We start from the raw sequence: 20,470 nt of genomic DNA, 5'->3' as shown, positions 1-20,470 counted from the left end.
CCTTGTGAACAAGGCTGTCGTCGCGGACGCGGGACCATTGATCGGCCTGGCCCGGATCGACCGCCTGTCGCTGCTGACATCCCTTTACGGGTCCGTACTGGTTCCCGAAACCGTTCTGGACGAGTTGTGCCTGGATTCGGACCGACCGGGAACCCGGGTGTTGTCGTCCGCCCATGCCGCGGGCGTAATACAGCCGCGACCGCTTGCCCAAAGCGGTGACCCGGAGCTTGACCGTCTGTGTCTGTCGCTGGACCGCGGGGAGGCGTCGGCGATCCTGCTGGCCGAGCAAATCCGCTGTCGCTTCCTGCTGATCGACGAGCGCCGCGGCCGGGAGATCGCCAGGCGCCGCGGGGTCCCCGTGGTGGGCCTGGCCGGAGTGCTGTTGGCCGCCAAACGGTCTGCTCTGCTTGACCGCGTCGCGCCGGTCTTGACGGAGCTATCGCGGCAAGGCTATCGGTTAGCGGACGGGCTGGTCACCGAGGTCTTGCGTCTGGCCGGCGAGGCGGGCTCCAGCCGGTGACCTGTGAACGACACACTGGTTGGACGGACCGGCTGGGTGTTTGATACGCAGCCGCCCGTGGAAGCGGTGAGGCGCGAACCGCATCGTTCGCGATGCAACAGGTTGCCCCATTCGCCACTAGTCACAGTTCCTCACCGCATCCGCCGGGTTGGCGCCAGCTGGAAGCCGGCACCACTAAGGACTAGAAGTCCAGCCGACTGACCACCGCCTGGGTCGCGCTATCCTTGATCAGGACCTGTGCCACGCCCGCCGCCGGCACGCCGAGCACGGCGATCTCCGGACTGCCGTTGCCATTCAGATCAGGCAGCACCGCCAGGTCCAGCGGGGCGAGGTGATCGAACCAGAGGTTTCGTACCAGCACACCGCTGACGGCATCGCGCAGTTCGGTCTTGAGTTGACCGGCGGCATCGCGGCTCAACACCGCCAGTTCGGCCACGCCATTGGCATTGAGGTCGGGCAGCGCGGCCACCTGGCGCGGCGTGAAGTTCGGGTTGTAGTAGACGAACCCGAGTTGGTCGCCGGTGCCCGTATCCGCGGTCTTCACCAGGACGGACGAACGCCCCTGTCCCAGCACCGCCATCTCCGGGGTGCCATTGCCGTTGGCGTCCGGCAGCTCGGCCAGGTTCAACGGGGTGGTCCAGTTCGGCGACCACAGGACCTTCACCAGGGCCGCGCTACTGCTATCGCGCAGTTCGACCCGCGGCTGACCGGCGGCATTGACCCCCAGTACGGCGAGTTCCGCGGCCCCGTTGCCGTTGGCGTCGGCGACCGCGGCGAAATCCACGGGTCGGAAGGTCTTGGCGAAAAACACCTGCGCCAGCCCGGCGCCGGTGGCGGCGTCCTTGATCTCGGCGGCAATCGCCCCGTTACCGGCCTTGATGCCGAGCACCGCCAGTTCCACCGCGCCGTTGCCGTTGCGATCGGGCAGAACCGCCAGCCGCTGGGGCGCGAAGGCGGGGTTGAAGGCGACCGCGGTCAAGCGCTCGCCGGTGAGGGTGTCGCGCAGCTCGACCTGGACGCGGCTGTCGGTCGCGCGCCATCCCAGCAGCGCCAACTCCGGGGCGCCGTTGCCGTTCTGGTCGGGGACTACGGCGAGATCCAGGGGCGCGTACGCTTGATCGAAGACGAAGGTCTGGATCTGGGTTCCGGTGGCGGCATTCTTGATCCGGGCGGTTACCGCTCCCGCCGCGGCATCCGCGAACAAGACCGCAAGGTGCTGGGAACCATTACCCGTCAGATCGCCGAGACCTGCGAGCCAGGGCAACGCCGCCACGCGTGCGGCCGGCCCGGCCGCGATCTTGGCGATAAAAGCATCGCCGTTTCCGCCGCCGCCGACGTCAGGCTGCAATGCCTCGCGGGTCGGGAAGTTGGCGGAAGCGGTGAATCCGGTCAGGTAGGCAGTCCCGGCACCGTCTACGGTGATGCCGGCCCCTTGTTCCTGATCGCTGCCCCCGAGGTAGGTGGAGTAGACCAGCGTTGCGCCATCGGCGCTTAGCTTGGCGACAAAGGCGTCATTCCCGCCGCCATTGGCCGGCTGGATGGCGTCGCGGGTCGGGAAGTCGGGGGAGCCGGTCTGTCCTATCAGGTGGGCACCCCCGGCGCCGTCCACGGCGATGCCACTGCCCTCGTCCCCGCCGCTACCGCCGAGGTAGCTGGCATAAACAAGCGTGGCGCCATCGGCACTAAGTTTGGCGACAAAGGCATCGGCGTATCCGCCGGAGTCAGGCTGCAGGGCCTGGCAGGTCGGGAAGTCGGCGGAAGCGGTCGTTCCCGTAAGGTAGGCATTCCCGGCGCCGTCCACGGCGATGCCAGAGCCAGCGTCGTAGTTACCACCGCCGAGGTAGCTGGCGTAGACCAGCGTGGCGCCATCGGCACTGAGCTTGGCGACAAAGGCATCGCGGTCTCCGCCGGAGTCGGGCTGCAGGGCATGGCGTGTCGGGAAGTCGGTAGACTCGGTATATCCCGTCAGGTAGGCATTCCCCGCGCCGTCCACGGCGATGCGTCTGCCAAAGTCGGTGCTGCTACCGCCGAGATAGGTGGCGTAGACCAACGTCTCGCCATCGGTACTGAGCTTGACGACAAAGGCATCTGAGACTCCACCGGAGTCGGGCTGCAGGGCATGGCGGATCGGGAAGTCGTTTGAGCTGGTAACTCCCGTCACATAGGCATTCCCGGCGCCGTCCACGGCGATGCCGTAGCCATAGTCGAAGTTGCCACCGCCGAGGTAGCTGGCATAGACCAGCGTGGCGCCATCGGCACTGAGCTTGGCGACAAAGGCATCTTCGTATTTCCCGGCATAGTTTGGCTGCAGGGCATGGTAGGTCGGAAAGTCGGTGGAGGAGGTATCTCCCGTCAGGTAGGCATTACCGGCGCCGTCCACGGCGATGGCATTGCCAATGTCGAGGCCGCTACCGCCGAGGTAGGTGGCGTAGACCAGCGTGTCGCCATCGGCACTGAGCTTGGCGACAAAAGCATCGTCGTATCCGCCGCCCAAGTCGGGCTGCAAGGCATCGCGTGTCGGGAAGTCGGTGGATCCGGTATATCCCGTCACGTAGGCATTCCCGGCGCCGTCCACGGCGATGCTACAGCCAGCATCGGCATCGCTATTGCCAGCGCCACCGCTGCCGCCGAGATAGGTGGAATACACCAACACCGGATCGATCACCAACGCGCGCCCGGCGTCATAGTCCCCGACCGACAGACTCACCTGTTGGTCGTCCGCCAGCACATAGCGGGTGGGGATCGGCGTGCGCTCCCCATTGCGCTCCTGATAAACCCGCGGGCTGTGCTGGACGACCTGACTTTCACCCAGGGTTAGGACCAGATTGCCGGTGTCATCGAGCCGCATCTGATCCGCCCCCGCAAAGGCCAGCCGGATGATCTTGGGGTCGGCTCCCGGAGCCAGCACCAAGTCATATTCCAGTTGCCCCTGGGTGCCGTAATAGACCAGATCGACACCGGGATAGACGCCTTCATAGCGCACCTTGGCATAAGTGGACAACCCGGTGCGCCAGGCCGCGGGGTCCTTGCCGCGCAGGTAGTTGACCTTGCCAGGCAGGGCCGCCTCGCCGTAGATGACCGGGTCGGGATTGGCGCCGACCAGGCTCAGGCGCAGCACCGCCGGGGGCGTCGCCGCGGCGGCCGGTTCCGGCACCGCGGCCAGCGTCGGCGCGGGCACCGGCTCCGGCCGGGCGCCGAACCGGGGCCGCGGCGTCGGGTTCGGTTGACTGGTGTGCAGTGACAGCACCGCCTCACCGGGCGTCAGAAACAGGCTGTAGCCGGGGCCGCGCGCGAGGAACTTGACCGCGGCATCGGCCTGGCCGCCGTTGGCCTCAAAGGTGTAGGGCAACTTGCCGTAGTCGGCCTGGATCCGCGCCTGAGCCGGGGCGGCTGGGGCGGTCGGCGCGCTGGCCGGCGGTGCGGCTGGTTGGACCAGCGGCACCGCGAGAGCGGTGACGCCCGCCCCGCCGGTGGGCACGATGGGGTCGGGTGCCGCGGCGGCCAGCAGGCCGCTGGCCAGCGCCAGCAGGGCGGGGATGAGGCGCAGTCGTAGGAGGATCTTGAACATAGCGAGGCTCCTTGGGTGAGATGGGTGAAGCTAAGGTGATTTTCGGGAAAAGATGTACCAACCTGTAGGGGCGACTTTAGTCGCCCCTACGGCCCCCTGCGGATCTTGCTGGACCCGCACAACAGACAGGAGGTCGAGGTTTCAGCCGAACGCGGCGCCGCCGCCCGCTAAAGCGTCGACCTCCGGTCGCGTCGGCCCGGTCGCCGGAGGTTGAACCCGCGTGGTACGAAGTTCTTCGGAAATCGCCTGAATCCGGCAATTGCTCGGGTGAAGACACGAATAGGGGCGACTGAAGTCGCCCCTACAGATGTCGCCGATGGCTGCCGGCTCAGAAGGTTTACCGAGACAACTGTGATGCGCGTCACAGTTTTCAAAATTGCACTGTAACGCCCCGATCGCCGCAAGGAAAACCCCCATTGATCACCCGCTAACTACCGTACGGCGGAAATGTTCAGGGAAAACTTTCCACCACCCCGGCGCTCCGACCCACTAAACTACTAACCTTTGTGCCGGACCCGCCCGGACCGGCCGCGCCACCCGTCGACCGATCCACCGACCAAATACAGCGAGCAAGACCATGAGTGACCAGACAACAATGGTCCCGCGCCGACCGGTGATCCTGATCATCCTGGACGGCTTCGGACTCAATCCAAGCAAGGCCAATAACGCCATCGCCATCGCCGACACACCGAAGTTCGACGACTATTTCGCCCACTATCCCCACTGTGCCTTGCAGGCATCGGGTCTGGCGGTCGGTCTGCCGGACGGGCAGATGGGCAACTCGGAGGTGGGGCACATGTCCCTGGGCTCCGGCTGTGTGGTCAAACAGGATTTGGTGCTGATCGACGCCGCCATCGCCGACGGCAGCTTCTACGAGAACCCGGTGCTGACCGCCGCCGCGCGCGCCGCCGCGACCCAGGGCCGGCCGGTGCACCTGATGGGGCTGGTCTCGGACGGTGGCGTGCACAGTCATGTGAACCAGCTCGTCGCCCTCATCGAACTGTGTCGGCGCGAAGGCGCGCGGCCCATGGTCCATGTGTTCACCGACGGACGCGACACCCCGCCGCGCTCGGCCAAAGCCTTCCTCCCGCCGGTGGAAGAAGCCCTGGCGGCGGCCGGCGGGCAGATCGCCACCGTTATCGGGCGCTATTACGCCATGGATCGGGATCAGCGCTGGGAGCGCACCGAGATCGCCTGGCGCGGTCTGGTCGACGGCGAGGGTCGACATGCCGCCACCGCCGCCGCCGGCATCGACCTGGCCTATGCCGGGGGCGAGGACGACGAGTTCATCCGCCCCACCATCATCGCCGGTGCCGAATTGATCAAGGACGGCGATCATGTCATCCATTTCAATTTCCGCAAGGACCGCCCGCGGCAGATGGTCGAGGCTTTCTTCCAGCCGGACTTCAAGCCCTTCCATCGCCACGGCGTCACCGGTGTGCAGGTCACCTGCATCATGGAGTACGACGACACCTACGGCCTGCCCTTCGCCTTCGACCACGACATCCCGCACGTCACGCTGGGCCAGATATTGAGTGACGCCGGGATCCCGCAGTTCCACTGTGCCGAAACCGAGAAATTCGCCCACGTGACCTTTTTCTTCAACGGCGGGCGCGGCGACCCCTTCCCCGGCGAGGAGCGGGTGCTGATCCCCTCGCCCAAGGTCGCCACCTATGACCTGCAGCCCGAGATGAGCGCAAGTGCGGTGGCCGACGCCGTCATCACGGCACTCGACAGCCGCGCCTTCCCCTTCATCGTGGTCAACTTCGCCAATGGCGACATGGTCGGCCACACCGCCGTGCGCGAGTCGGTCATCGAGGCGGTCCGCACACTCGACCGCGAGGCCGGTCGCGTCATGGACGCCGCCAAGGCGCAGGGTTACTCGATCATCCTCACCGCCGACCACGGCAACTGCGATGAAATGATCGACCCGGCCAGCGGCGAGCCGCACACCCAGCACACCGTCTACCCGGTGCCCTGTCTGGTCGCCGACGAAATCCAGTGGCGGCTGTCCACCGGCGGCGGCCTGGCGGATATTGCGCCGACGGTCCTGCAGCTCATGGGGCTGCCGAAACCCAAGCAGATGCAGGGGCGCTCGCTGCTGCTGGGGCCGGCGACGGTGTAGGATGCGGTGAGGCGCGAACTGCACCAAGCGTCGGCAGTGGTCGGCAGTGCGGTTCGTTCCTCGCCGCACCTTACAAGGTGATCTCCGGATCAGACGCTATCAAGAATCAACCGCGGTAGGAGCCCGCTTGCGGGCGACGTGACCTGCCGGAATCGCGTCATTGTGCCCCCACCCGTCGCCCGCAAGCGGGCTCCTACGGGTCGGTTCTTTCGCGGACATCACCCGAGAGATCCGGTGGTCGGGAGGATGATCAAGGCCATCGAGAAGAACATCTTTTTTCAACACGCCCAGCCTCAAGGTCTCCCTGGATTTGTGTCTGACCTTCCTTCGTGGTTAGCTTGGCGGCTGCTTGAACCCGTGCGGAAGAACCGATGCGCCACTATTTGGATTTGCTGCAGGACGTGATCGACCACGGCAGCGACAAGCCCGACCGGACCGGGGTTGGCACGCGCTCGGTGTTCGGCCGCCAGGTGCGTTTCGATCTCAGTCAGGGCTTCCCGCTGCTCACGACCAAACGCATTCATCTCAAGAGCGTCATTCACGAACTCCTGTGGTTCCTGTCCGGCTCCACCGACAACCGTGACCTCCAGGCCCGCGGGGTCAGTATCTGGGACGAGTGGGCGGCGCCCTCCGGCGACCTGGGGCCGATCTACGGCGCCCAGTGGCGCAGTTGGGCCTGCCCGGACGGGCGTACCATCGATCAACTCGGCGAACTGATCGCGACCATCCGCACCCGCCCGGATTCGCGCCGCCTGGTGGTCTCGGCCTGGAATCCGGCCGACCTGCCGGACGAGACCCAGCCCCCTCAGGCCAATGCGGCGGCCGGGCGCATGGCGCTCGCCCCTTGTCATTGTCTGTTTCAGTTCTATGTCGCGGATGGACGGCTGTCCTGCCAACTCTATCAGCGCAGTGCCGATCTCTTTCTCGGCGTTCCCTTCAATATCGCGGCTTATGCGCTGCTCACTCACCTGGTGGCACAGCAGTGCGATCTGGGAGTCGGCGACTTCGTGCACAGCTTCGGTGATCTTCACCTCTACCGGAACCACCTGACCGATGACATCGTGTTCGCCCAACTCGCCCGCGCGCCCCGCGCGCTGCCGCGGCTGCAGCTCGCGCGGCGCCCGCCCAGTCTGTTCGACTACACCTTCGAGGACATCCAGATCCTGGACTATGACCCCCATCCGGCCATCCGCGCGCCCATCGCGGTCTGAACGCGGCACCGCGGGAGGCACGCGATGATTGACCTGCTGCTTCAGTACGGCCTGTTCCTGGCTAAGACGCTGACGGTCGTGGTGGCCATTGCGCTGCTGATGATGGCCGCCGTGCGCGCCCGCCGGGGGATGGGCGGCAGCGACGACGGCGACCGTCTGGAGATTCTGGACCTGAACGAGCGCTATAAGAGCCTGGAGCAGGCGCTCAAGGAGTCCTGCCTGTCCAAGAAGGCGTACCGCGCCTATGTCAAGGCCGAGCGCAAACGCCGCAAGGCCCGCGACAAAGCCCAGACCGAGGAGCGCCAACGGCTGTTCGTGATCGACTTCAATGGCGACCTGCGGGCCACCGAGGTCGCCGCCCTGCGGGTGCTGGTCACCACCATCCTGCTCGACCGGCGAGACGGCGATCAGGTGCTGGTGCGGATCGAAAACGCCGGCGGGACAGTCCACGAGCACGGGCTGGCCGCCTCACAGCTCGCCCGGCTGCGCGCCAAAGGCATTCACCTGACGGTCGCGGTGGACAAGGTCGCGGCCAGCGGGGGCTATCTGATGGCGTGCGTGGCGGACCGCATTGTCGCCGCCCCCTTCGCGGTCATCGGCTCCATCGGTGTCCTGGCGGAACTGCCCAACTTCCATCGGTTGCTGGAGCGCCACGGGGTGGACTTCGAGCTGCATACCGCCGGTGAGTACAAACGCACCCTGACCCTGTTCGGTGAGAACACCGACGCGGCGCGGGAGAAGCTCAAAGGGCAGTTGGAAGACACCCACGGCCTGTTCAAGGATTTCATCCGCGAATACCGCCCGGCCCTGGACCTGGAGCGGGTCGCCACCGGCGAGTATTGGCACGGCAGCCAGGCGGTCGCCTTGGGTCTGATCGACGCCATCCAGACCAGTGACGACCTGCTGCTCACCGCGAGCGAGACCACTGACCTGCTGCAACTCAAATACAGCGCGCACAAGAAGCCGATCGAACGGCTGCTGGCGAGTCTGCAAAGTGCGGTGGCGGGGCGACTGGCGGCCTGGGTGGGGCGCTGACGATAGCATTCGGACGTGATAACCGGACGTAGGGGCGGGTTTAAAACCCGCCCCTACACCAAGGGTCTGTCTGGATATCAGGTACAAAGGCTATAAAAAGGGCCTTGGTCATCGTTCCGGCGACTGGAGGTCGAGGCTTTACCGTGAAAGTCGCGCAGCGACCCCGTGGGAGCGGCGTCCCGCCGCGATGGGGCCGGGCAGCGTTCGCAGTCGCCGCGGGACCGCATCGCGGCGGGACGCCGCTCCCACGGGGAACTTTCATCTTCCGGGGTGGCTGCTGTTCCTTCCATGGCCGTTAGCCGGTCCAGCGCGCAGGCACCACTGCTTTTATTTGAGATCTCGGGAATCGCCACCGGCTAAAGCCTCGGCCTCCAGTTGCGGACAGGCCGACGCCGGCCGAAACGATGATCAAGGCCCGAATCATTGCTGTCGGAGGTCATCCAATGTCCGAGCTTCTTGTCGAGCTTTCCCAGCGCGCCACCGATCTCTCCCCCGAGGAGCGTGCGCAGTTTGCCGAACGACTGTTGGAGTCCCTTGAAGGGGATTCTCTGCCTGAAATCGAGGCTGCTTGGGCGGCGGAAGTCCAGGCGCGAATCGCCGCCATCGAGCGCGGTGAGGCGCGGACCATTGCCGCGGAGGACGTATTTGCCGAAGCCGGACGTCTGTGTCAGTGAGATCGGCCCGCTTTCTCGCCGAGGCGCGTCGGGAGTTTCTCGCCCAAGTCGTCTATTACGAGGAAATCGAGCAAGGACTGGGTAAACGGTTTCGTTCCTCGGTTGAAGCAGCGGTCGCACTCGCCGTCAGGTTTCCACTGGCGGGTTCGTCCTGGAAGTTCGGTACCCGCCGGGTCTTTCCGCAGCGGTTTCCGTTTTCTGTCGTGTACAGAGTGGAACCTGAGAACATCACGATCGTTGCGGTCGCTCATTTCCGCCGGAAGCCCGCTTATTGGCGCGGTCGCCGAGATGAGGGTTAGCTGCTTATCGACTGGAGGAGGGGATCGGCCTGAATACGGTTAGCAAAAATCCCGCGACCGGATCACCAGCCCGCCGAGCAGGGCTGAATGATCCACCAGCCGCCGGGCGATCAGGTGCGTGACTCCGGCCTCACGCTGAATCTCGCCATAGACCCCCAGCAGCCGTGCGCCTAGGAGCACCGCGCGCTGACGCTCGGCGACGTGCTTCCAGACCACCAGATTGACCTGACCGGTCTCGTCCTCCAGGGTCACGAAGGTCACGTCATGGGCCGAACCCGGACGCTGGCGGTTGATCACCAAACCGGCGGTCGCGACCCGCGCGCCCGGCGGCACCACCGCCACCGCGTCCGCGGTCAGCAGGTGCCGCTCGGCTAACTGCGGACGCAGCAGGGCCAGGGGATGACGGCGCAGACTCAGCCCCAGGCTCCCGTAATCGGCGACGATCTCCGCCCCCTCGGTGGGCGGGGCGAGCACGGCGAGATCGACGGGGTCCGCGGGCGGCGGCGGGAGGGCCAAGGCCGCCTGGACCGCCGCACCGCGATCGGTGCCCAGTGCGGCACTCAGACCGGAGACCGACCAGGCCGCCCGGTGGCGATGCCCCGCCAGCGGCTGCAGTGCATCCGCCTGGGCCAGCGCCTTCAGATCCCCCCGATCGAGCGCGGCGCGGGTGATCAGGTCGGTGAGATCCAACCAGGGCGCGACATCCCGCGCCTGGATCAGCCGCCCGGCGCCCGCCCGCGACAGACCCTTGACCAACCGCAAGCCCAAGCGCAGGGCCGGCTGTTCAGATCCGACCCCGCCCCGCTCGCCATTGGCGAACGCGGCGCCTTGGCCCGCTGATCCGCCACCGGCAGGCTCCAGCGTACAGTCCCAGGCACTCGCGGTGACCGCGACCGGCCGCACCTCCACCCCCTGCCGACGCGCCTCCCGAATCAACTGGGCCGGCGCATAAAAGCCCATCGGCTGACTGTTGATCAGGGCCGCGAAGAAGGCGGCCGGCGCATGGTGCTTGAGCCAGGCGGAGACATAGACCAACAGCGCGAAACTGGCCGCGTGCGACTCGGGGAAACCGTACTCACCAAAACCCAGAATCTGCTGATAAATCTGCTCGGCGAAGGCGCGCTCATAGCCGCGCTCCAACATGCCGCCGATCAGCCGCCCCTTGAGCGACTCCAGCCCGCCGCGGCGACGCCAGGCGGCCATGGAACGGCGCACCTGATCGGCCTCGCCGGGCGAGAAGCCCGCCGCCACCGTCGCGACCTTGATCACCTGCTCCTGAAAGATCGGCACCCCCAGGGTGCGTCCCAGCACCTCCTTGACCGCCGCCGACGGATAGCTCACCGGCTCCAATCCTTGTCGACGACGCAGATAGGGATGCACCATGTCACCCTGGATGGGACCCGGCCGGACGATGGCGACCTCGATCACCAGATCATAAAAACAGGCCGGCTTGAGCCGCGGCAGCATGGCCATCTGCGCCCGTGACTCGATCTGGAAGACCCCGGTAGTCTCGCCGCGCTGGATCATTTGGTAGACCGCCGGGTCTTCCGGCGGGATGTCGGCCAGCGTCAGCCGGCTCCCGCGACAGCCATTGATCAGGTCCAGGGCGCGGCGGATGGCGGAGAGCATCCCCAGCGCCAGGCAGTCCACCTTGAGCAGCCCCAGTGTATCGAGGTCATCCTTGTCCCACTGAATCACGGTGCGCCCGTCCATGGCCGCGTTCTCCACCGGCACCAGCCGGGACAGTTCACCGCGGGAGATCACGAAACCGCCGACATGCTGGGACAGATGGCGCGGACAGCCCAGGATCTCATGCACCAGGCGCATGACCTTCAATACCAGCGGGTTGTAGGGATCGAGCCCGACCTCCAGCAGGCGCTCCGGAAGCACCGCCTGCCCGTCCCACCAGTTGAGGTTGCGGGCCAGGCGGTCCACCTGATCCGGGTCCATCCCCAGCGCCTTGCCGACATCGCGCACCGCGCTCTTGGGCCGGTAGCTGATCACCGTCGCGGCCAGGGCGGCGCGCTCCCGACCGTACTTGGCATAAATGTACTGGATCACCTCTTCGCGGCGCTGGTGCTCGAAGTCCACGTCGATGTCCGGCGGCTCGCCGCGCTCCCGCGAGATGAAGCGCTCGAACAACATCTCCATGCGCGCCGGGTCCACTTCCGTGATCCCCAAACAAAAGCAGACTGCCGAGTTGGCGGCGGACCCGCGGCCCTGACACAGGATGCCGCGGGAGCGGGCGAAGCGCACGATATCGTGAACGGTGAGGAAATAGGGTTCGTACTTCAGTTCGGCGATCAGGGCCAGTTCGTGCTCGATCTGGCCGCGCACCCGCGGCGGCATCCCGTCCGGCCAGCGCACCACAGCGCCCGCCTCCGTCAGCCGGCGCAAATGAGCCGCCGCCGTGGTACCGACCGGCACCAGCTCATCCGGGTATTCATAGCGCAGCTCATCCAACGAAAAGCGGCAGGCCGCGGCCAGCACCAGCGTCTGCACCAACAGATCGGGCGGATAAAAGCGCGCCAGTTCGGCCCGATCGCGCAGATGGTGCTCCCGATTCTGGGCCAGCGCGGCACCCAGTTGATCGACCCGCACCCCGAGCCGAATAGCCGTGAGTGTATCCAGCAGCGGACGCCGATTCGCGACATGCATGGCCGCCGCCCCGCAGGCGGTGAGCGGCAGCCCCAAATCCGCACCCAGCCCGCGCAGCCGTGCCAGCCAGGCCAGATCGCCGCCGCGCCGGTGCGCCACCACGCCGATCCACAGCCGTCCGGCACCCAACCGCCGCAGCCAGTCGCCCTGCTCCCGCAGCTGCGCCGCGCTGTCCTGCGCGCCCGGCAGCCAGATCAGCAGACAGCCCGGCAACCCATCGGCCAAGTCCTCCGCCGTCACGCGCGCCTCCCCCTTAGGTGCGCGCCGCCGCGCCCGCGTGATCAGGTGCGCGAGATTGCCGTAACCCGCCCGATCCATCGCCAGGGCCGCCAGGCGCGGACCGGCCTCCACCGTCAACTCGGCACCGATGATCAGGTGCAGCCCCAGGGTACGCGCCTCCCCATGCGCCCGCACCACCCCGGCCAGCGAGCAGAGGTCGGTCAGGGCGAGCGCCGCATAGCCCAGTTCATGGGCGCGCCGGACCAGTTCCTCCGGGTGCGAAGCCCCTTGGAGAAAGCTGAAATTGGAACGGCATAGCAGTTCGGCATAGGCCGGAATCGAGGCATGGAGCACGGTTATCGGCACCTGGCGGGAGACTGTATAAATATACAGTATCTGCCGGATTGCGGCTCGCTGCCTCATCGCAAAAATGAAATTCTCCCGTGGGAGCGGCTTCCGGCCGCGACGGGATGCCGCGGTGAATGCTGCTATCCCGCGAGGCCCCGTCGCAGCCGGAGGCCCAGCAGAGGCCGATGGTGGATGCGCTGCGCTTATCCACCCTACGAAACCGGCTCCGTTGTAGGGTGGATAAGGCGCGCCGCTCGGTGTCAGGGACTTGGCACGGCGGTCGCGGGCGCCGCATCCACCAGAGGTCGCGCGGTGCCGCCCAAATTTGGAATTGCAGCCGGAGGCCGCTCCCACGGGTCGCCGGGGGATTTTCACGGTAACATCTGCGCCTTGCGAGGCTGACGGATGATCAGGACCCAAGGCCGCTCAAGACTCCACCGACACAGGCAACTCCACATGACGGCGAATCAAACAACGGCAGCGCCCATGACCCGACCCGGTCGAACCCGGTTGGGGCCTGAGCGTGACGCGGGGCAACCATGAGCGCCGCCACGGGCGACCGGGCCGACGACCCGCGATCCCAGCCGGAATCCTCCCCGCCAAGCGGCGATACGCAGTGGTCGGTACAGCAAGCGAACGTCATCGAACAGCGGGTGTTGCGGCGCTCGATCTGGGGCGTGGTCGCGGTCGGGCTCGGGAGCGTCGCCTACGGTCTGTTTCTGGAATCCGAAGTCGTCATCCTCAACGGGATCTTCTCCGTGCTCAGCCTGGTCGCCGGGGGCTTGAGCCTGCTGGCCGCCAAGTTGATCGTCAAACCGGCGGACAAGCGCTTTCCCTATGGCTATTCCCATGTGGAACCGCTGGTTCAGTCGGTCAAAGGATTCCTCGTCCTGGTGATCTGCATCTATTCGTTCATCAACGGCATCAATGGCATCCGCGAGGGCGGCACCACGGTCGATGCGGCGGGTGTCATCTGGTTCAGCTTGGTCAGCGCCGTGCTCTGTCTGGGCTTCTGGATCTACCTGTCGATTCTGGCACGGCGCCTCGACTCCCAACTCGTCGCCACCGACGCCAAGGAATGGGGCATGGACTTTGCGTTCAGCATGGTGATTTTGATCGGCTTTGCGATCCTGCCCGCGCTCGCGGAACCCTACCGCACCGCCTGGGCGAGCTATGCCGACCCGGCCCTGGTCGCGACCATGTCGCTGCTGCTGCTACCCGTGCCGCTGGGGATCCTCAATCGCAATCTGCGCGAGGTCCTGCTGATGGTGGACGTGAACGATGCGCTGATCGGGCGCCTCGATGCCATTATGAAAACGCTCAGCGCCGAGCACGCGATCGAGAAGTATGTCCATCATGTGGTCAAGACCGGCAGAACCTATTTCATCGAGATCGACATCGTCGTCGGACCGGAATTCGCCCTGCAAACCATCGCACAGCAGGATCAACTGCGGGAACTGATCTGGACCGCCATGGACGTCTCGGTCGATGAAGCCTGGCTGTCGATCTGCCTGACGGGCGATCCACGGTGGGTCTAAACCGCGCCCAGTGTGGTATGCGATGTTTTTGGATGGGATCGGGGCTTTGATCATCGTTTCCGCCATGCCCGTGCGTCGCGCAACGGAGGCTTCAGCCGGTGGCGTACGAACTGCGATGGGAGGGCCACGGCGAACTGCATCCGGCTGATCGTGCCCTGAACCGCCATCCGGCGGTCGCTCGCGCAACCTTGATCTGTTCTTCTTCTGTTCTTCTTCTGTTCTTCTTCGTGTCCTTGGTGTCTTTGTGTGAGCAATTGCCGGATTCAGTTACCATGCCTGATCGACCATGCGTGGCGCTCCCAGCCCGATCGGGAGCGCACCGATCCGGTCCAAGCAGTGACCGACACGCGCGCAACCGGCTCCACCCAATCCCAGCAACACGACGGAGTTGAGATTCCCATGCACGCAAACCTGATCAATGCAGCCCTGCTCTGCCTGCTCCTGACCGGCAGCGCCTGGGGCGAGTCATCCGCCTTGCCGCTGTCGGCTGCGGATGCCGCCAGGCAGGGTTCCCCAGCAGCCGAAGAAGCAGGCGCGGCAGAGCGTCGGATCGAAACCATCGGCATCATCGGCGGCGTGAGCTGGGTCTCATCGCTCGAATACTACCGGCTGATGAATGAGCAGGTGCGGGATCGCCTGGGCGGACGTCAGCGTCCCGGTCTTCGACACGACCGCCATCCATGCCGAGGCGGCAGTGGACTATGCGTTGACCAGCCCCTAACTATTGCGGACCACCGGATCAGGTGAAACAGACTTTACAATCACTCGGCGCAATACGCTACGCTATTGCGCCGACGCGCATTTTATAATAGGTGATACCGATGCTTGAAGACATACGAGTCGAGTGTCCCTACTGCGGCGAGGACTTCGATACCGCCGTGGACTGTTCCGCCGGCAGCCAGCGCTACATCGAGGACTGCGCCGTCTGCTGCCGGCCCATCGAATTCCAAGCCGAAGTCGACGACGCGGGGAATCTGATCAGCGTGACAGCCCACCGCGACGACGATTGATCGCCAGCCGATCGACCGCATCAACGTCTGCGACCTCCACCATCCAGAAACCAAACGCCTTGCCGGACGGTTCTCGCCTTGACCGGCGAGCCCGTCCGGTGCAACCCTTATAACGGAGCACAAGATGCTGTTCAGACAACTGTTCGAGCCCGTTTCCAGCACCTACACCTACCTGCTCGGCTGCGAAGAGACCGGCGAGGCGATCCTGATCGACCCGGTTCTGCCCACCTGGCAGCGCGATCTGGCCGAGGTCGCGACGCTCGGACTGAAGCTCGTCGTGACACTCGATACGCACGTCCACGCCGATCACATCACCTCGGCACTCAGGCTCAAACACGAAGCCGGCAGCCGGATCGCCCATCCCGCCGTCGATGGACTCGCCTGCGTCGACCTGCCAATCGCCGAAGGCACGCCGCTGCTGGTCGGCAGTCTTCGCATCGACCCGCTCTTCACGCCGGGCCACACCGACGGTCATCACGCCTACCGTATCGGCAACCAGGTCCTGACCGGCGATGCACTGCTGATCGACGCCTGCGGTCGCACCGATTTCCAAAGCGGCGACCCGACGGCTTTGTATCGCAGCGTGGCCGGCAAACTCTTCGCGCTGCCCGACGAAACGCTGGTTTACCCTGGTCACGACTACGAGGGACGCTGGGTATCGAGCATCGCGCAGGAGAAAACACGCAACCCGCGGCTCGGCGGCAACCGCTCACTCGAATCCTTTGTCGCGTTGATGAACGGACTGAATCTCGCCTACCCGAAGTTCATCGATTATGCCGTGCCCGGCAACCGGGAATGCGGCGTCTGTCCTGCCGGCGTTCCCGACAACCTCAGCCAATATTGCGACCAGATCGGGGAGAGCCGACAGGGTTGAGAATCACTCGCCTGATTCAAAGATCGGCATAGGCCCGCTCGTCCGCCGCTGAATACCACTCACTGAACGTACGGTCTGGTAATCAGCATTGCCGCCGGAAATGTAGTCCGACAGCTTCTTGCCGGTGAAACTCCCGTTGCGCATTCCGTACGACATGATGGCATAGGCGGTGCCGGGATCTAAAGCGCCGGAGGGATACAGGTGCAGGCTCGCGTCTCCGATCAGATTCAGCGCCCAGCTGGTCGGTTCAGTCGGCCTGCGGGCCGAGACCTATGCCTCGGCGCAGGCCTATCTCGACCGCTGCGAACCGGAGCGCCCTGGCGTTGGACATGCGCATGGCGCGCATTGCAGCCGGCTGCTGGAGAAGCTGGAGGTCCGCTGTATGGTCGAGCTGACCCACCTCGTCGGCACGCGGCGCGATTGAGGGGCTCAGCGGCGGATCGGGCGCCACTTCGCCCGGGGCTCGCCCGCACCGACGGACCTTACCGGGGCAGCGGCGCACCAGGTGGCGCGCGGCGAGAGCCGCTGAACGAATACCAATGCAGATTTCGGTCACCGACGCCAAAGCGCAATTGACCGAGCTGGTACGCGGTGCCGAGCTTGGCGACGAGGTGATATTGACCCGCTGCGGTCATGCCAGGGTTCGTCTGGTTCCCATCGCGGCAATGCCGGACAGCAAGGCCCAGCGGACGCTGCTGGAAACGCTCCGGGCGTCCGCATGTGCCTCCGCCGGGCCGAACGCCGCGCGTAGCCAGGATGTTCTCTACGGCGACGATGGCCTCCCCGGATGATCGTGGTCGATACTTCGGCTCGAATGGCTATTCTGCCAAACGAGCCGGAAGCGGATGCCTGTATCGCGGTGCTCACAACCGCCGATCGGCCGGAACCGATATCGAAAGCGTGCTGTGAGTCGATCATGAGAGCCAATCGCCGGCCTGCCCCGCCGGCAACGGCCGTGCGAAGTGATAGCCCTGACCGTAAGGGCAACCCATGGACAACAGCAGTGCCGCCTGGGCCTCGGTCTCGACGCCCTCCGCAACCACCTGCAATCCCATGGATTGGGCCAGCGCCAGGATGGTCCGCACCAGGACTTGCGACTCTTGGCGCGCCTCGATCCCGGTGACGAAGGAGCGGTCGATCTTGAGCACGTCGAAGGGCAACTCATTCAAGTAGCTCAACGACGAATAGCCGGTTCCGAAGTCGTCCATGCACAGCGGTATGCGCCGCTCGCGCAGGGCGGGCAGTACATCGCAGGCCGCGCCGATGTTGGCGATCACTGCCGTTTCGGTCAGTTCCAGTCGCAACTCCCCCGGAGACAGGCCGCCACGCAGGATCACGGCATCCAAATGCCCGATCAGTGCGTCGTCCAGCAACTGATTTCCGGACAGGTTGACGCTCACATAAAAGCCCGGACGCCAGCGGCCCGCCAGCTTCCATTCCTGAATCTGCACGGCCGTGCGCCACAGGACCCAGGCGCCGATCTGGACAATGAGCCCGGTCTCCTCCGCCACCGGGATGAAGTCCGCCGGCGATAGCCATCCCTGCCGCGGTTGATGCCAGCGGATCAGTGCCTCCATCCCCACCGCCCGCTGATCGGCGAGGGCGACAATCGGCTGGTAGAAGACCTGGAACTCGTCGCCGCTTAGCGCCTCCACCAGGTCCTGCTCCAAGCGGAAGCGCTTGAGCGCGGGCGCCCGCATGACGGGCTGAAAGTCGACGGAACGGTTACCACCACCGACCTTGGCCAGGTTCAGGGCGCTGTCAGCATCGCGCAGGATGTCGAGGATCCTACAGTCCGCGGCAGCATCGCGGACCACACCCATGCTGGCGCGCACATGCACCGAGCCGCCCTTCAGCGCGATGGGCTTGCGCAGACGGTCGACGATCCGCATGGCGACCGCTTGCGCATCGCTCGCAGCATCATCGCGGTGCAACAGGATGGCGAACACGTCCGCACCCAAGTGGATCACCCTGGCCGTGGGCGGAACGATATCCCCCAGCAATCGCGCCACCGCGATCAAGAGGCCATCACCGGCGGCATAGCCCAAGTTATCGTTTATAGCCTTGAAGCGGTCCAGATCGATCAATACCAAGCCGCGGCAGCCCGCGGCGGCGGCCCCGGTGTTCATCCAGGCGGTGAGGTAGGCGCGATTGGGCAGCCCGGTCAGGCGGTCATGGGTTGCATCGTGGAGCAGGCGCGCCTGGTCCTTGGCACGCTCAGCGTTGAACCGCACAAACAGCGAGATCAGCCAACAGGCCGAGTCGACCAAATTGGCTGGTATGTAGACAAAGCTACCCAGTGTGCCCAAGCCCGCCCCGTTGAAGACAACAGTGGCCATCTGCGCGCCGCCCCCGATGAACATCACCACCATTCCAACGGCGAACCAGCGTACCCAAGGCTCATTGGTCCGCAGCCCGAGGACCAGCAGCACGGTCCCCGGAATCGCCATCAACATTACGATCAGGGCGCCAATCCGGTAGGCCGGGGGGTACCACCCGGAGGTGAGGAAGGCGCCCGTACCGAGCGTCATGCCGCCGATGATAATTAGGCGCAGCGTCCCCTTGGGGCGCAAGAAGGCAATAGTGGTCGCGGCAATGCTGGCCATGACCGCGGCCGCCGTGGCGCCCTGCATGACGGCAAAGTTGTCCCCCTGGGGCCAGCCGGGGATCCAGGCGGGTCCAATGCCCAGGGCCTGGAGCTGATACACCATGAGGGCGATGATGTAGACGCAATAGGCGTTCGCGAGCATGCCCGGATGGGCGCGCCGCAGACCCAACCCGATGATGAGCAGCACCGCGAACGCGCCGGTATAGGCGCCAAGCAAGACCCACAGCCGCCTACTGTCGCGGTCGAAGGTCTCAACCGCGGCGACGCGCAGCCAGGGGCGCAGCGTCTTGCCGTCCTGGATCACGACCGTCACTTCTTGAGCGGGGGCATCCAGCGGCAAGCGCAGGTTTGCCAGTGGGCTTAGCAGCGAGCGTTCGCCGAATGGCAAGGACCGACCCGTGACGGCGCCCCAGGGACAACCGCGCCCATCGCGGGCGATCATCACCAGGCGATTGACGACTGAGTCTTTGGAGTACACCACCGGCCGGGCCGGCGAGACCGGGACACGGAATGCCATGGATGGGAGACTCGGGTCCAAGGTCGGCACCGCGGCGGCAGGGCACTTGGCCTTGGCGGCAGACAACTCCCCTTCCAGATCGGCGAGCCAGCGGGCGGCAGCAGTGGATGCCTTGATACCCTGCGCGGCCTCCAAGACCAGGACGGGGCCGGGCGGGGTCGCGGTGTCGGCTGCCCAGGCCGCGGGCACCCAAACCAACCACAGGAGTGCGCCGGCCAAGTAGCGGCCAAGCCACCGGACAACCCCGGCAATGGGATCGGCCTCGTCGCTGCTGACGCTTGTCCGCTCGAACATGGCCTTGCCTCTCATCCCACGCAGCACGTGGTAGCAGCCTCCAAAAGGATCGTACCTGTCGATAATAATGAGAAATTAGGAGAGGTACGACGATTTCTACGTAGGACCACTCAGCTCGGTGCCGGAGCAGAAACAAGTACAGACTGCGGTGCCAGAACCAGATCTCGTCACCGTTGGTGAGGAAGACGAAGGGGTCGATGCCGTACTTGAGCTTCACGCGGTCCGCGTAACCCGCCGATTGGCACTCACCCTCCAGCGCCTCGCGCAAGTTGCGCTTGACCTCGTCGATGGCAATGGGGCACCCATCCGGAAGGACCAGGGCGTTATCGATGAACGCGTCCTTGACCGCTGCTCCGTCATCCGCCCGCACGGCCCTGTCTCCGGAAAGGAAGAATTCATCCACCACGCGGCGCGACGAGCGGGTTCAGCCAGCCTTGGCAAGCTGGCGGTCAACGCGTTGCGCGCGGGTGATGGACTCCAGTTCGGGGCTCATGGTCCTCTTGACCGTCAAATCGGCACTTGGCGGAATAGTTTTCGCGCCTGTCCTGGTGGCGTTTTTCTTACGGTCAGATCATGCCACAGGTTGCGGCTCTTGCGTGGCCGATATCCGCAACATGGGTAGCCGGGCAGTGTCGACTCGCATGTGCCCGCGAGGGAACTACGCCGGAGTGTGATCCTTGAGCCAATCCTTCAGCGCTTCGTTCATGCGCGTCTGCCAGCCGCGCCCGGTGGCGCGGAAGGCGGCGAGTACCTCCGGGCTATAGCGGATCGCCACCTGCTCCTTGGTCGGTCGGCGGTTTGGCCCCCGAGTCTTGACCTGACCCACCACGACACCATCCTGCTTGAGTACGGCGCCCTCCCAATCGGCGGCCGTGGTGCGGGGGCTGTCGGCGTCGTGGGAAATGTCGGCGTCAGTCATGGCGCGGACGCGTGGCCAGTCGGTGCGGTCGAGCGGGGATGCTGTTCCAGTAG

General features: G+C 65.5%; 15 protein-coding genes. 11 read left to right on the top strand and 4 right to left on the bottom strand.

Annotated features, from left to right (window positions below; all coding sequences use genetic code 11):
• Window positions 1–4 precede the first annotated feature (4 nt).
• Window positions 5–520, top strand: coding sequence for a DUF3368 domain-containing protein (locus A39O_RS0114580; protein WP_040527891.1), 516 nt, complete (start codon window positions 5–7; stop codon window positions 518–520).
• 181 nt (window positions 521–701) lie between these two features.
• Here A39O_RS0114580 and A39O_RS36640 read toward each other — a convergent pair whose 3' ends face one another.
• Window positions 702–4,088, bottom strand: a complete 3,387-nt coding sequence (locus tag A39O_RS36640) for a DUF7948 domain-containing protein (protein WP_020505398.1) — start codon at window positions 4,086–4,088, stop codon at window positions 702–704.
• Window positions 4,089–4,665: 577 nt separating this feature from the next.
• Between A39O_RS36640 and gpmI the strand changes: the two genes are divergently transcribed.
• The 5 genes from gpmI to A39O_RS43565 all read left to right on the top strand — a co-directional run bounded on the left by gpmI (window position 4,666) and on the right by A39O_RS43565 (window position 9,432).
• Complete coding sequence (gene gpmI / locus A39O_RS0114570) at window positions 4,666–6,213, top strand: 2,3-bisphosphoglycerate-independent phosphoglycerate mutase (RefSeq protein ID WP_026199418.1); 1,548 nt, start codon at window positions 4,666–4,668, stop codon at window positions 6,211–6,213.
• A gap of 371 nt (window positions 6,214–6,584) precedes the next feature.
• A complete protein-coding gene (locus tag A39O_RS0114565) occupies window positions 6,585–7,424 on the top strand; it encodes a thymidylate synthase (protein WP_020505396.1) in 840 nt (279 codons plus the stop codon).
• 24 nt (window positions 7,425–7,448) lie between these two features.
• The gene (gene sohB, locus A39O_RS0114560) at window positions 7,449–8,459 is read left to right on the top strand and encodes a protease SohB (protein WP_020505395.1); all 1,011 of its coding nucleotides are present in this window, start codon (window positions 7,449–7,451) and stop codon (window positions 8,457–8,459) included.
• Between the two features lie 443 nt (window positions 8,460–8,902).
• Window positions 8,903–9,133, top strand: a complete 231-nt coding sequence (locus A39O_RS0114555) for an addiction module protein (protein WP_020505394.1) — start codon at window positions 8,903–8,905, stop codon at window positions 9,131–9,133.
• Window positions 9,124–9,432: a type II toxin-antitoxin system RelE/ParE family toxin gene (locus A39O_RS43565; RefSeq protein WP_407635639.1), complete on the top strand. Its 309-nt coding sequence runs from the start codon at window positions 9,124–9,126 to the stop codon at window positions 9,430–9,432. The genes A39O_RS0114555 and A39O_RS43565 overlap by 10 nt, the downstream gene beginning before the upstream one ends.
• A 39-nt stretch (window positions 9,433–9,471) precedes the next feature.
• Here A39O_RS43565 and A39O_RS0114550 read toward each other — a convergent pair whose 3' ends face one another.
• The gene (locus tag A39O_RS0114550) at window positions 9,472–12,675 is read right to left on the bottom strand and encodes an error-prone DNA polymerase (RefSeq protein ID WP_281170081.1); all 3,204 of its coding nucleotides are present in this window, start codon (window positions 12,673–12,675) and stop codon (window positions 9,472–9,474) included.
• Window positions 12,676–13,196: 521 nt separating this feature from the next.
• Between A39O_RS0114550 and A39O_RS0114545 the strand changes: the two genes are divergently transcribed.
• The 5 genes from A39O_RS0114545 to A39O_RS0114515 all read left to right on the top strand — a co-directional run bounded on the left by A39O_RS0114545 (window position 13,197) and on the right by A39O_RS0114515 (window position 16,870).
• Window positions 13,197–14,195, top strand: a complete 999-nt coding sequence (locus A39O_RS0114545; RefSeq protein WP_020505391.1) for a cation diffusion facilitator family transporter — start codon at window positions 13,197–13,199, stop codon at window positions 14,193–14,195.
• 399 nt (window positions 14,196–14,594) lie between these two features.
• Window positions 14,595–14,942 carry a hypothetical protein gene (locus A39O_RS42180; protein WP_211211595.1) on the top strand — a complete coding sequence of 116 codons (348 nt, stop codon included), beginning with the start codon at window positions 14,595–14,597 and terminating at the stop codon, window positions 14,940–14,942.
• Window positions 14,943–15,016: 74 nt separating this feature from the next.
• Window positions 15,017–15,205, top strand: coding sequence for a CPXCG motif-containing cysteine-rich protein (locus tag A39O_RS0114535; RefSeq protein WP_020505389.1), 189 nt, complete (start codon window positions 15,017–15,019; stop codon window positions 15,203–15,205).
• Between the two features lie 124 nt (window positions 15,206–15,329).
• Window positions 15,330–16,079, top strand: coding sequence for an MBL fold metallo-hydrolase (locus A39O_RS0114530; protein ID WP_020505388.1), 750 nt, complete (start codon window positions 15,330–15,332; stop codon window positions 16,077–16,079).
• 539 nt (window positions 16,080–16,618) lie between these two features.
• Window positions 16,619–16,870, top strand: coding sequence for a type II toxin-antitoxin system Phd/YefM family antitoxin (locus A39O_RS0114515; RefSeq protein ID WP_020505386.1), 252 nt, complete (start codon window positions 16,619–16,621; stop codon window positions 16,868–16,870).
• A 123-nt stretch (window positions 16,871–16,993) separates the two neighbouring features.
• Here the strand turns inward: A39O_RS0114515 and A39O_RS36635 are convergent, their stop codons facing one another.
• Together A39O_RS36635 and A39O_RS0114505 are read right to left on the bottom strand one after the other, a co-directional pair.
• The gene (locus A39O_RS36635; RefSeq protein ID WP_169338448.1) at window positions 16,994–19,498 is read right to left on the bottom strand and encodes a putative bifunctional diguanylate cyclase/phosphodiesterase; all 2,505 of its coding nucleotides are present in this window, start codon (window positions 19,496–19,498) and stop codon (window positions 16,994–16,996) included.
• Between the two features lie 658 nt (window positions 19,499–20,156).
• A complete protein-coding gene (locus tag A39O_RS0114505) occupies window positions 20,157–20,417 on the bottom strand; it encodes a BrnA antitoxin family protein (RefSeq protein ID WP_020505384.1) in 261 nt (86 codons plus the stop codon).
• Between the last annotated feature and the right edge of the window lie 53 nt (window positions 20,418–20,470).

It is taken from the genome of Lamprocystis purpurea DSM 4197 (genome assembly GCF_000379525.1).
GTDB lineage: Bacteria > Pseudomonadota > Gammaproteobacteria > Chromatiales > Chromatiaceae > Thiodictyon > Thiodictyon purpureum.
This window is presented reverse-complemented; position numbering and strand designations above follow the sequence as displayed.